The sequence below is a fragment of the Acidobacteriota bacterium genome, assembly GCA_022340665.1.
In the GTDB taxonomy this organism is placed as follows: domain Bacteria; phylum Acidobacteriota; class Thermoanaerobaculia; order Thermoanaerobaculales; family Sulfomarinibacteraceae; genus Sulfomarinibacter.
The window spans coordinates 48,508-61,194 of the sequence record JAJDNM010000132.1 but is presented as its reverse complement, the minus strand read 5'-3'; the positions used below and the strand labels follow the sequence as shown (position 1 = coordinate 61,194).

10 protein-coding genes are annotated in these 12,687 nt (G+C 60.8%); 5 read left to right on the top strand and 5 right to left on the bottom strand.

What is annotated here, in order from left to right; translation table 11 throughout:
• Window positions 1-6 precede the first annotated feature (6 nt).
• From gmd to LJE93_14755, 5 genes are all read left to right on the top strand, one after another.
• Window positions 7-1,044, top strand: coding sequence for a GDP-mannose 4,6-dehydratase (gmd, locus tag LJE93_14775; GenBank protein MCG6950174.1), 1,038 nt, complete (start codon window positions 7-9; stop codon window positions 1,042-1,044).
• A gap of 168 nt (window positions 1,045-1,212) precedes the next feature.
• Complete coding sequence (ftcD, locus tag LJE93_14770; protein MCG6950173.1) at window positions 1,213-2,856, top strand: glutamate formimidoyltransferase; 1,644 nt, start codon at window positions 1,213-1,215, stop codon at window positions 2,854-2,856.
• A 220-nt stretch (window positions 2,857-3,076) separates the two neighbouring features.
• The gene (locus LJE93_14765) at window positions 3,077-4,054 is read left to right on the top strand and encodes a hypothetical protein (GenBank protein ID MCG6950172.1); all 978 of its coding nucleotides are present in this window, start codon (window positions 3,077-3,079) and stop codon (window positions 4,052-4,054) included.
• Window positions 4,055-4,167: 113 nt separating this feature from the next.
• Window positions 4,168-4,812 (top strand): OmpA family protein, encoded by a 645-nt coding sequence (locus LJE93_14760; GenBank protein MCG6950171.1) that lies wholly within the window; start codon window positions 4,168-4,170, stop codon window positions 4,810-4,812.
• An 80-nt stretch (window positions 4,813-4,892) separates the two neighbouring features.
• A complete protein-coding gene (locus tag LJE93_14755; GenBank protein MCG6950170.1) occupies window positions 4,893-5,411 on the top strand; it encodes a DNA-processing protein DprA in 519 nt (172 codons plus the stop codon).
• 122 nt (window positions 5,412-5,533) lie between these two features.
• Here the strand turns inward: LJE93_14755 and LJE93_14750 are convergent, their stop codons facing one another.
• The 5 genes from LJE93_14750 to LJE93_14730 all read right to left on the bottom strand — a co-directional run bounded on the left by LJE93_14750 (window position 5,534) and on the right by LJE93_14730 (window position 12,606).
• A complete protein-coding gene (locus LJE93_14750; protein ID MCG6950169.1) occupies window positions 5,534-7,621 on the bottom strand; it encodes an oligopeptide transporter, OPT family in 2,088 nt (695 codons plus the stop codon).
• A gap of 383 nt (window positions 7,622-8,004) precedes the next feature.
• Entirely contained in the window at window positions 8,005-8,709 is a 705-nt protein-coding gene (locus LJE93_14745) for a hypothetical protein (GenBank protein ID MCG6950168.1), read from the bottom strand.
• 99 nt (window positions 8,710-8,808) lie between these two features.
• On the bottom strand, window positions 8,809-9,780 hold the full coding sequence (locus tag LJE93_14740) for a DUF4097 domain-containing protein (protein ID MCG6950167.1): 972 nt from the start codon (window positions 9,778-9,780) through the stop codon (window positions 8,809-8,811).
• 1 nt (window position 9,781) lies between these two features.
• Window positions 9,782-10,852, bottom strand: coding sequence for a hypothetical protein (locus tag LJE93_14735; protein ID MCG6950166.1), 1,071 nt, complete (start codon window positions 10,850-10,852; stop codon window positions 9,782-9,784).
• A 287-nt stretch (window positions 10,853-11,139) separates the two neighbouring features.
• On the bottom strand, window positions 11,140-12,606 hold the full coding sequence (locus LJE93_14730; GenBank protein MCG6950165.1) for a hypothetical protein: 1,467 nt from the start codon (window positions 12,604-12,606) through the stop codon (window positions 11,140-11,142).
• Between the last annotated feature and the right edge of the window lie 81 nt (window positions 12,607-12,687).

Genomic DNA, 12,687 nt, shown 5'->3' with positions numbered 1-12,687 from the left:
CGCCGCATGAAAAAGGCATTGATCACTGGCGTCACCGGTCAGGACGGTTCCTACCTGGCAGAGCTGCTGCTCGAGAAAGGCTACGAGGTGCACGGTTTCGTGCGTCGATCCTCGACCTTCAACCGCAGTCGCATCGATCACCTTCGCAAGGGTGCGATAGGTGACCGCCATTTGCGCCTTCACTATGGAGACCTGGGCGACAGCGAGTCGCTGATCACGGTGTTGGCCAAAGTGAAACCGGACGAGATCTACAACCTCGCGGCTCAGTCCCACGTTGGCATTTCATTCACGATGCCGACCTACACGGGCGAGGTTACGGGCCTCGGCACAGTCCGGCTCCTCGAAGCGGTGCGACAGGTCGTTCCGGACGCTCGTTTCTATCAGGCTTCGTCCTCCGAGCTCTTCGGCGAGGTGGCAGAGGTGCCGCAAAACGAGGACACCCCGTTTCACCCGCGCTCGCCTTACGCGGTTGCCAAGCTCTACTCTTTTTGGGCAACGGTCAACTTTCGCGAAGCCTACGGTCTCTTCACGGCCAACGGAATCCTCTTCAATCACGAGTCACCCCGACGGGGAGAGAATTTCGTTACCCGAAAGATCACGCGAGCAGTGGCGGAGATTGTCAGCGGCCGACGAGATTGGGTCTCGCTCGGTAATCTGGAAGCGCGCCGCGACTGGGGTTACGCCGGTGATTTCGTCGACGCGATGTGGAGAATCCTGCAAGTCGATCGTGCTGACGACTGGGTGATCGGCACTGGTGAAGATCACTCGGTGCGTGAGTTCTGCGAGCATGCATTCGCTCATGTCGGCATCGAGCTCGATTGGAGTGGAGAAGGCGCCGAAGAAACCGGCCGCGATCGGAAGACGGGTGCGATAAGGGTCTTGGTAAATCCGAGATACTTCCGGCCAGCCGAAGTGGATCGGCTGCTGTCGGACGCCTCCAAAGCCCAGCGCGAACTCGACTGGGAACCACGTGTGGGCTTCGATGAGCTCGTACGTATGATGGTTGACGCCGACCTGGAAGCAGTCGGTGCAAACGGAAGATAAGACGTTAAGACGTTAGAACATTGGAACGTTTTTCAACCGTCGATCCTCGGTCTCACGGACCTGACGGGTGGTTGGGCGGAACGTTCAAACGTTACAACGTGTAAACGTTTGAATGTTGCTTGCCTTCGGACTGTAGTCGACATAGCATGCCCTCGCCTGGAGGATCCGATGAAGATCGTCGAATGTGTGCCGAACATCTCTGAAGGACAGCGCCCCGAGATCTACAACGAGGTAGCCCAGGCGGCCGCGGCCGTTTCCGGTGTCGAGCTGCTCGATGTCGACCCGGGGATCGAAACCAACCGCACGGTCATCACCTTTGTCGGGGATCCGGGGGCGGTCCTCGAGGGCGCCTTTCAGCTGGTAGTGGCCGCACGTCGTCTGATCGACATGCGGACCCATCAGGGCGCCCACGGCAGGATGGGTGCCGTCGACGTCTGCCCCTTCGTCCCGGTGGCGGACGTCACCATGGACGACTGCATCGAACTCGCCAACCGACTCGGTGAGCGGGTAGGGAAGGAGCTTGGTCTTCCGGTATTCCTGTACGAGTTTGCGGCGACCCGACCGGAACGGCGTTCGCTCGCTGACATTCGCAAGGGCGAGTACGAGGCGCTCCCATCCAAACTCGAAGATCCCGACTTCGCCCCGGACTACGGTCCGGCTGAATTCGTACCCGAATTCGGGGCAATGGTGACCGGCGCCCGCAAATTTCTTGTCGCGTACAACGTCAACCTGAATGTCACCGACAAGCGTTGGGCCAACCGCGTGGCATTCGACGTGCGGGAAAAGGGGCGCACGGTTGCCGGACCGGACGGGGAAATGGTGCAACAGCCCGGCAAGCTCAATGCCGTCCGGGGCATCGGGTGGTACATCCCGGAGTATGGCTGCTCACAAGTTTCGATGAACCTGGTGGACCTTGACGTGACGCCGGTCCATACCGCCTTCGAGGCGTGCGTCGAAAGTGCCACCGAGCGTGGCTTGAGGGTGACGGGATCAGAGCTCGTCGGCCTGATCCCGCGGGGCGCGATCCTCGAGGCGGGCCGCTATTACCTCGAGCGAATGGGTCGTTCGCGGGGCGTTCCGGAAGCCGATATCGTTCATACCGCGGCCAGATCCCTCGGCTTGAGCGAGGTTTCCGCATTCGAGCCTCAGGAGAAAATCATCGAGGACATCCTGGCAGCTGAACGCCCCCTGGCGTCGATGACGCTGCAGGAGTTTGCCGATGAAACCTCACGTGACTCGGCGGCCCCTGGTGGCGGGTCGGTCGCCGCGCTGGCTGGAGCACTCGGCGCCGCATTGGCCGCGATGGTGGCTAATTTACCCCATCCGAAATCAGATTTCGCCGAGGTGCGCGAAGAGCTCGAGGAGGTCGCCATCAAGGCGCAGACCCTCAAGCAGAAACTCCTGGATGCGATCGACGAAGATACCTGGTCATTCCAGGCTCTGATGGAGGCGAACAGGGTGACGGGGCCCGAAAAGAAGACAGCTGTCAGGGAAGCGACGCTTGGCGCGGCAAGGGTGCCGCTCGAGGTTGCGGAGGCGTGCCCCGAGATCGCCGAGCTGTGCGCCCAGTCTCGGAACCTCGGTATGGAGGCGTCGGCGTCGGACGCTGGAGTGGGCGCCGGGATGGCTCGAGCGGCGGCCCTCGGAGCGGCGATGAATGTGCGCATCAATCTCGTGGACATGGCTGACGATCCGGATGCGAAGACGATGCTCGAGCGCGCCGACAAAGCCGTGCGCGCAACTCGCCGGATTGCGGCTGATGTCGAGGCTGAGGTCTGGGGAGGGCTCGGGGGCGACGTCAGCGATCTGTAAAAAGCCTCCGCGCCCCTTCGCCTGGAGACGAAATCAACGGTAAAACGAATACGGAAGGTTAAAAAATGTTGAGTTCAAAGTCTTGAGTTGCCATCCGCCCACCCCAACGCCGCAATACGGGTGGGCTGGAACTCAAAACTCATAACTCAAACCTGGTTCGGCAATTCGTGTGGTCTGGAGGAATTCAAGCGTGGATGTAGGACCGAATGGGGCTGAGGCAATGAAAAAGGGTGCTGCAGGAACGATCGCGGTTGCGATGGCCCGTGTGTTGCTGCCCCTGTGGCTGGCGACCGGAGCAGTCTTGAAATTGATGGACCTTAGCCCGGTTCATCTGCCGGCTGCCCTCATCAAATGGTGTGGCGAACTCGGCATCGATCTTCTATTCGTCCTCAGGTTTTCGATCGCGGCGGAGCTCATCGGTGCCGGAGTCATGATCCTGCTGCCACCGTTGGCCCGATGGCTCGGGATTGCGATGCTCGCCACCTTCGTACCGGTTCTGATCGGCGATCTGCTACTGGGGGCTTCGAGCTGCGGCTGTTTCGGTGCGATCGAGGTGAATCCCTGGGTTACACTTGTGACGGACCTCACATTCCTCTTCGGATTATTGATTCTCGGACACGGCGAACCGAGGCTCCGGCTGACTCCAATTCTTCCGACAACCAGGGTGGTCGCCGCAGGGTTGTGGACCGTGCTGAGCGTGGCCGTCGCCTTCGGCCTACCGGCACCGGCTCCGTCCGCAACGGGAGACGGAGAGAGTGAGCGAGCGAGCACGGGAACCGAGGGTGTCTCCGAATTACCGTCCGATGGATACTACCTCCCGCAGTACGATGATTGGATCGGCCGCTCCTTCCGGCAGCTGGAGATCGCATCCTGGATTCGAAATCTCCCTGAAAACATTGATGTTGCTTCGCACTACATTATCTTTTATCGAAAGGACTGCGAACACTGTCACGAGCTCATGGAGGTTTTTTTCAGCGGTTCACTGCGCGTTCCAACGACCGCCATCGCGGTGCCGGAACGCGACGGTTTCCCAACCGAAAACCTCCAACCCTTCGCGTGTTCGGAGTGCCAGATGGCCGAGTTGCCGGCAGGCATCGATTGGTTCCTGCAGACCCCGGTACTGGTGCGCCTGGTGGACGGCGTCGTCGATTGCGCCGCCGAGGTCGACGTGTCTGAGCTGAAATGTATTGACTGGTAAGGATTCTCGCTGATATGAGACACGAGGCTTGCACCCGAGAATGTGTTATAGTATCGCCGTGCTAGTCGGAGTCAGCAGAAAATAAATAGAGCAACGACTAATTTTGGAGGTGGATGATGCGGAAAACCCTTTCCCCGGTTTTGGTGCTGCTTCTGGTGGCGACAGTTGGTCTGACTGGCTGCGCGACCAAGTCGTGGGTCAACGAGCAGATTTCGACCTACGGCCAGGTCACCAACACCAAGATTCACGAGATTCAGGACAGCCTCGAAGCCAATCAGCAGGGCATCTCGGACCTGGCCGCCCAGCAGGCCAAGCTCGAGGCCGATGTCGCCAAGCTGTCGGAGACAGCCAACGATGCGCTGAAGCGCGCTGAAGAGGCTGGAGTGCTTGCGCAGGGCAAGTTCCTGTATGAAGAGACCCTGGCGGTGAACGACGTGACCTTCGCGTTCAATCACGCCAATCTCTCCGATGGCGCCAAGGCTGCTCTCGACGCCTTTGCTGCCAAGGTCAGGGGCATCTCGAAGGACGCGTACGTCGAGATCCAGGGCCACACCGATAACATCGGCAGCGAGGTCTACAATCTCAAGCTCGGCCAGCAGCGTGCCGACGCCGTTCTCCAGTACCTCAACATGGAGCTCGGTGTGCCGCTGTTCCGGATGAACACGATTTCCTACGGCGAGTACAAGCCGATCGCCGACAACTCCACCAAAGATGGTCGCGCCCAGAACCGCCGCGTGACCCTGGTGGTGATGGAGTAGTCCATCAATTTTCATTCGAAATCGCCCGGGCAACGCCCGGGCGTTTTTTTGAAAATTGAAGAGGATTGGATGAGGGTGGGATGAAGACAATCGGCCAATCCGATGTAACGCCATTCCATGTCCTCGCTGTTCTTGGTCCTTCGGATGCGTCGCCGGAGGAAAACGCGATTGCCGAACGTGTGGGAGCGGCCGCCGCCCGCGCACAATGGGTGGTGCTGACCGGTGGTGGTCGCGGAGTCATGGAGGCCGCAAGCCGGGGAGCTGCCGAGGCCGGGGGAATCACGGTGGGCGTACTGCCGACCGCAGGACCCGGCGCTGGCTACCCCAATCGATGGGTTCGCCTGCCGATCTATACCGGTTCGGGTAGCGCACGAAATGCCTTCAACGTCTTGTCGGCAGATCTGTGCGTCGCCATTGGCGGCGGCCCGGGCACCCTGTCTGAAATTGCTCTCGCGCTGAAGAGCGGCACCCCGGTCTGGTGCCTTAATAGCTGGGTGTTGAAACCCCCTCCCGGCACGCATCGTCCGCTTCCGACAGTCTTCGACAATGAAGGTGAACTGATCGAGGCCCTCGAGGCACGGCTCGAGGTGGGGGGCTGAGAAGGTGAAAAGGGTAAAAGGGGCAGAGGAGCACAATCAGCCTCTCCTCTTCTCCTTTTCCCCTCCGCTCCTTTTCTGGCCCAGCGAGTCAGAATTCATTCTCGGGTTGGGCTTCCGGTCCTTTACGCCTCCTCGCCGCTTTCTTCCTCGAGCTGCCACTCGGCACCCTTCTTCGCCAGGAAGTAACAACACGCGACCAACGCCGCGAGTCCGAGAACACTGACCAGCTGACCACCCAGCCCTTCGTACCAGGTGGCGAAGGTGTTCGCACCCTGTTCGGAGTGGTGGAGAACATCGACCATGAGCATCGACTCACCAAGCTGCGGCAGCAGGAGTATGGCGCCAATGGTGCCAATGATGGCGGCCCCCGCCATCAGCCCCGAGGCGATGAGGGTGCCCTGTTCCTTTCGGGCTTCTCGTTCCGCTTCAGTCCGACCGCTCTTGGAAATGAAGTGTCCGACCGCGGCTCCGAAAAACACCGCCATGTTGATTTCGATCGGCAGGTACATGCCGAGTCCGAAGGCCAGCGCGGGCACCTTAGCCATCTCCAACATCACCGCGATGATGCCGCCGAGCAGGAAGAGGACGATCGCCTGTTGCTCGCCACCCATCACCGAAGAGACGATGGTCGCCATCAGATTGCCCTGCGGTGCCGGAAGGTCCGGGTTGGCCACCATCTGGCCGGTGCCGTCGGCGATCATGAATCCGTAAGAGGTAGCGAGCACCCAGATCACCGCGCCGACGCTGAGGGAGGCGACGAGGATCCCGAGAAACTTCCAGCGCTCCTGCTGGTACGGACTGGCCCCGAGCCAGTAACCGACCTTGAGATCGGTGATGAATGCGCCCGACGTGGAGAGCGCAGTGCAGACCGCACAACCGACGACCAGGGCAACCGACATCCCGAGCGCGTCCCCTCCGAGGCCGGTGGCGACCAGAGCCAGGCAGGCAATGATCAATGTCAACATCGTCATACCGGAAACGGGATTGACGCCGACGATCGCGATCGCCCGTGCAGCCACCGGAGTGAACAGAAACGCCAGAATGAAGGTGATGACTGTTCCGACGAGAGCGGTCGCAGCGCTGCCGCTGATGAACCAGAAGAGCAGGAACATGCCGACGACCGCTCCGATCTCGATCAGGAAGGTGTTGCGCGGGGGCATGTCGCGATCGGTGCGAATGTCGTCGCCGCCGTCACCTCCACCGACCAGTCCCTTGAAGGCGAGCGACACGGAGGAAACGATGATCTTTCCCATCTTGAGGATTCCGATGATTCCGGCGACGGCGATACAGCCGATACCGATTGGGCGCACGTAGTTTCCGAATATCTGAGCGGAGTCCATGTCGGCGATCAACGATTCCACCGCCGGCGGCGTCAGGGGAACCGTCAACCCGTTGGCCGCGAAATAGATCAGGGGAACCAACACCAGTACGGAAAGAACAGAACCGGCGGCGATGATGGCGGCGTAGCGAACTCCGATGATGTAGCCGAGGCCGAAGTAGACTGCGGTGGCATTGAGGCGAATCTCGAAACGCAGGTCGGCCATGCGCTGTCCAAAGGAACCGAAGAGCACCTTCGAGCTCAGATGATGGTTCCACAGATGGAGGAATTCCACGATAAGGTCATAGACAAAGCCCAGGCCGAAGGCCATCAACAACACTTTCCCGGCCGAGCCCTTGGATTTTTCTCCGGTCGCGAGGACGTTCGCGATGGCGGTGCCCTCGGGGAAGGGGAGCTGGCCGTGCAGGTCCTTGACGAAGTACCGTCGCAGCGGAATAAGCAGCACCACGCCCAGGTATCCGCCGAACAGGCACGAGAAGAAGATCTGCAGGAACGATGGTTTGAGATCGAGGATATAGAGCGCGGGGATCGTGAAGATCGCGCCGGCGACGACCACACCCGCGGCCTGCCCGATCGACTGGATGATCACGTTTTCGAGCAGGCTGTTGCGGCGGGCGAAGAGCGTGCCCAGGAACACTGCGAGAATCGCGATCGGGATCGAGGTTTCGATGACGTTGCCGGTTTTGAGGCCGATGTAGGCGGCGGCAAAGGTGAAGATCACCACCATGATGACGCCGATGATCACCGACCGCGCCGTGACCTCCGGCCGCGTATCGTCGGCTGGCACAACAGGCGTGTACGATTCGCCGGGCTCGAGCTCACGAAATGCGTTCTGGGGCAAGACCTTGGTGGATTCTGACGACGGCTCCATGAGCACCCTCCTCGACCTCGATTACGAACGATCGAAGTGTAGCAGGGAGGAAGTTTGAATGAGGATTTCGGAAATCGGAATGAGGGATGCCGCCCGGCGCTGCGATGTCATCCAGAGTGAGGTAGCGACCGAATCGAGGGATCTGTAGGCACGTCAGTAGTGCGCCTCGGCCTGGGACAGAGATCCCTCGACTTCGCGCCTTTGGCGCTCCGCTCGGGATGACGTTCTGACTGGGCTCGTCGGACGAGCCCGTCATCACGTCATTTTGGATTTTGAATCCTTCACCTGCAACCTCGGAGAAAGAGAAGGTGAGTCAAGACGCCCGCGGGGCGTCGGTTATTTAGAATTTTGAATTCAGAATTCAGAATTCGAACCAGGGTTCGTCAGTCGAGTTTGATGATGGCATCTCCGACGCCGACCGAGACCTGGATACGATAGCTGCCGTCTCCGGTCCAAGAGGCCGCTTTGGCGATGAACCCTCCGCCGTCGACCTTTTTTCCGTGGACGGTGAGGCGTGCGTCACCGACGCCTCCCGCGGCTTCTGCGGCACCGTATGCCATGGCCGGTGCGCGAACCACCGCCGTTCCGACTCCGAGATCGACGTTCACATTGCCCTCTGGAACCTCGATTGCCACGTCTCCGACACCGGAGTCGAGCTCCACGCCGGCGACAACTCCGTCAACCTCGATGTCGCCGACACCATGGTCGAGCCGGATCTTCAGACGAGCCGGTACCGTGATGTTCCACTGTTCCTCGAAACGCCGGTCCTCCTTGTCTTCAGACGACTCGATCCAAAGACTGAGACGGTCTTTCTCTACCACCGCTTCCAAGGTCGCGGCATCGACATCTCTCTCGGCCTGACGTTTGGATGAGAAAAAGCCTCCCCGACGGGGCGTCAGGATGACCTCGATTGCGATGTCCTTCTGATCGGTATTGGCGGTTATCGTGATGTCTCCGATTCCGCTGTCGAGCTTCAAAAACCCAATATCTCCGCCTTCGATGGTCCGTGTCAGGGTTTTCGGACCCGCGGCGTCGGCGGATAGCGCGAAAACGAACACAATCGACATCATCAGTGCGAGTTTCTTCATCGTCGGACACCTCTCTTGCCGCCAGCGCGGCTCACATAATAGAACGCGATTTCTGAAAAAAAGTTCGAGGTCGATCTGAAGATTCCGCGGGAATTCTGATCAGTCCCAGGCCTCGCCAACGGTCAGTTGAATCTCTCCCGAGGCGGTTTCGACGTCGAAGACGGGGCCGTCGCCGGCAAGACGAAGCGTCGTGCCGCCTTCGGTGACCTCTCCCGGGAACTCGCTACGGACCGACCCGGTGGTGGTGGTCAGCGATCCCCGTGGGCGGACTCCATCCGGAACGATGAGCTGGACGCGGCCGGATGAAGACCGGACTCGCACCATTGCATCGGGTTCGAGGCGGTCCCAGCTGAGTGTAATCTTCGCGGTCGAAGTACTGACCTCGACATCACCCGAAAGGTTTTCGAGCCAGATCCGGCCTGAGGCCGTGTCCACACGCGCTCTCTGTGCTCCGCCGGTCAGGCTGACGTCACCTGAGGCGGTTCGAGCCGTGATCGATTCTAGAGGGCGGATGACCTCGATTCTGGCGTCTCCCGCCGATGATCTGAAATCCAGCGATCGTGCCGCTCCAGTCAAGTCCACGTCACCGGTCGATGATCGCAGATGAAGGGGACGCGCATTTGGAAAATCGCCGTGAACCAGAATGCTCCCGCTGGTCGTGGTGATGTCGGGGACGATGTCGCCAGGCGTGAGGAGGAAAAGGCGTGCGCTGGCCGAGAGACTCCCGAAACCGAGGAAGCCGGTCTTTGCAGGCTCGACCGTGATGTGCAGATGGTCTTCCGAATCGGTGAACGAGGGGGTGTGATTCTCGATCCACCGTTCGGCCTTTTCTTCTCCGGTGCCGCCTATATGGAGCCTTACGTCCGCTTCGATCTGAGTGAGGTCTGCTGTTCGTAGCCGCACATCCAGGCTCCCCACGTCGACCTCGACGTGCTTCGCCGCAGCCGACGGGAATCGTTCGCTCGCGCTGTGGTCCCGTTGCGCCGCACCCACCGGAGCCTGAAAAAGCAGGGTGCCCATGAGGCAAACGAGAGCTGTAGGAAGGCAGCGTGACGTCAGTCGCTGGGACATGTCAGTGCTCCGGGAAGGGTACGACATCGGCAGGCCTTTCTTTGAATCGCGGCGTCGACGGGAGACCGTCCAGCCGTGGGTTCTTGTTCGCTGCGAACGCGCGCATCCGGAACTCGGGATCCAGGGACGACAAAAATGCACGCAACCTCGACAACGCTGTTCCAACGCTGGACGGACTGCTGCCGACGGAACGAGCGATCATCGCAATGGACGGCCGGCATTCGTCGAGTTCGAGGATCGCCAGAATAAGCGCCGCGCTCCAAGGGTCGGGTGCCTGCAGTCTGGGTTGCTCCTGCTCGATGAAGGCGCGCCACAGCCGCCGGGCGGCAAGGGTCACGAGTTCCGGTAGCTCGTTCACCGCTCCGCATCGCAGGATCGCTTCGTCGAACTCGCAGGCTGACCCATCAAGTTCATCCATTCCCCTGCTCCAGGATGTCACCAGCTCGTCCACTGCACGAGCTCGTTTCCTCGCGTGCTGCAGGGCATCCCGGGCATCTTCCAACACGCGGCACTCCGGGTGAGATCCGAGTCCTTCGTGGAGCGCTTCTTCCGCCTCCGCCCAGCGACCCATGGCCGCGAGCAGGTTCGAGCGCATGCCAAAGAGAAAAACTTGAAGGTCTTCGGGAATCCGATCATCGATTTCGATATCCTCGAGGACGTCGAGGGCCTCGGGGAAGCGTCCCTGATCCGAAAGGATCACCGCAAGTTGGACCGGCAAATGTGCCGCTTTCGGGAAGATTCGTCGACCCATTCGAAGCAGGTCTTCTGATCCGTCCAGGTCTCCGATGGCTTCGAGCGCGTTCGATTGGAGATGGCAGGCGTGCGGGGATGGTTCGAGCTCCCACGATCGTGCCGCCGGTGAGAGCGCTTCGTCCGGGAATCCCATTGCCAGAAGCGCCTGAGCCTTCCAGATGAGCAGGGTGGCCTCGAGTTGCGGGAGATCCGGGAGTGTCCGGAGTCTTCGGTCGACCTCGGTGACGACCCTTCGGTGGCGCCCGAGTCGGCTCCACTCCAGACACCGTTCGAGAGATCGCTCGACCTCTTTTCGCACCGAGTCGGAGCTGTCACCCATTGCGGCATGCTAGCACGGGGAAAATACGAACTCGGAATTCGGAATGAGGAATGAGGATTTTTGGAATTGGGGGTTTCGCCCGATTCTGGATACGAGATGCTAGATCCTGGATCCGCCTACCCTCCCTTGAAAATTCAATCGGACGAACTTCGATTTGTTGCATCCAGCATCCAGCATCCAGCATCGTGCGGCGATTACCGGATCAGGAAAATCCCAAATCCCAAATCCAGAATTCATCAAGTGGGGTGGGCGGGGCGGCCGATTGCCGCCCCGCCCGATGGTGATGTTCAGCGCCTCCGCCGCTGCGCAGACACTCTCCTTGGTTTCTCGTCAGGCACGGGCCTCGTACGAGCAGAGGCCGACCGTTCTCCCTTTGCGCGGACACGTTTCGATTCGATGTTACGGGTCGTTGCTGCTGAGGTTCGGCGGCTCGAAGTATCGACGACCTTCGAGCGCAATCGTGACCGCTGCGAGGTCGCCGCTTCCGGCGACGTGCGCACCCGCCGGCTCTTGGAGGTGGCGCTGGTCGCACGTTTTTGGCTGGCAGAAACACTCCGAAGTTGTCGGGTTTCCGCAGGGGCTGACCGATTGTTGGATCGGCGGAGATCAACTTCCGAGTTGCGCGAACGCGAGATGGATGGCGAGCCTGGAGCCCGAGCCTCGTTTTTCAGAGTCGCACTCCGCAACGACCGGGTTTTGGCGGCCGACGTCGAGCGGCTGGATCGCTCGGTGCGCGATGAGGGTGCGACCCGGGGCGGATGAACGCTCGGCTTTGAAAGTCTTTCTCGAGAACCGTCCTCGCGTGTCAGCTGACCCGTTTTCGCGACAGCCGTCTGGGACCGCGGCCGGACCAGGGGCTGACGCCGGGTGCGCGCGTCTTCCGAGAGCGCCCGACCGACGGTGTCGGTAGCGTGACGCTCGATGCTCGTCGCCATGCCCTCGGGGCGGGCAATCGTGATCTTGCGCCCGTCCATCGTCGCCGTTCTCCGGGACAGCCGTGTTCTGGAGATTTCCGGCGCGCCTCGACGCCGGATTTCGGAGCTGGTCGGGCTGCCCTTCAAAGCTTCGAGGTGGTTCCGCGACGCCACCTTGTGGGCGACCGCATGGCGGGATACGTTGTCGGTCCCGAGGTCTTTCCAGCCGACAAAGGTGCCGTAACGGGCGTCGTACCAGCCGTCAGCGTAGCCACTGCGGTATCCGCTGACGTAACCGTCCCGATGGCCGTATGTGTAGCCGTGACGGAAGCCGTGAGCGGCGTGGCTCCAGCCCACCGGTGGCCGCGCATACCAGCCGACGTAGTGGGCGGAACCGACCCAGACCACATTCGCGCAGGAGTAATCATAACCGGGTACCCACACCCAGCCGAAAGAGCTGTAGGCCCAGTTTCCGTAGTGGTGAGGGATGTAGCCCCAGGGTTCATACGACACCCAGGTCAGGCCGAAGTCGGTGGAGACCCACCGGCCATATGTGTAGGGACGCCAGGAGGTCGTGACCCAGGGCCTCCAAACGCGGCCAAGGCCATCCACCCAGACCCACCGGCCGTAACCCGAGAGGGCGGCGTGGAAGTCGATCGACCAATAGGGATCGGCCCACGATCTGGTGTAGATTCCCCAATCACCGAAGCCCACCGACACGCCAAAACCGCCGCCTCCCAGGTGGACACCGAAACCGCTCCCTTCGACCGGCGGAGCCGTCCCGACCGCGATCAAAGCGACAAGAGTTGCGAGAATAGCGTTCCGTCGGTGGTATCTCATGACTGCCTCCCCGATGGCTCTCGTTGCCACCGTTGCCGCTGAAGACAGCAATGCCCGTGCCAGCGAGGAAATGTGGAGTCG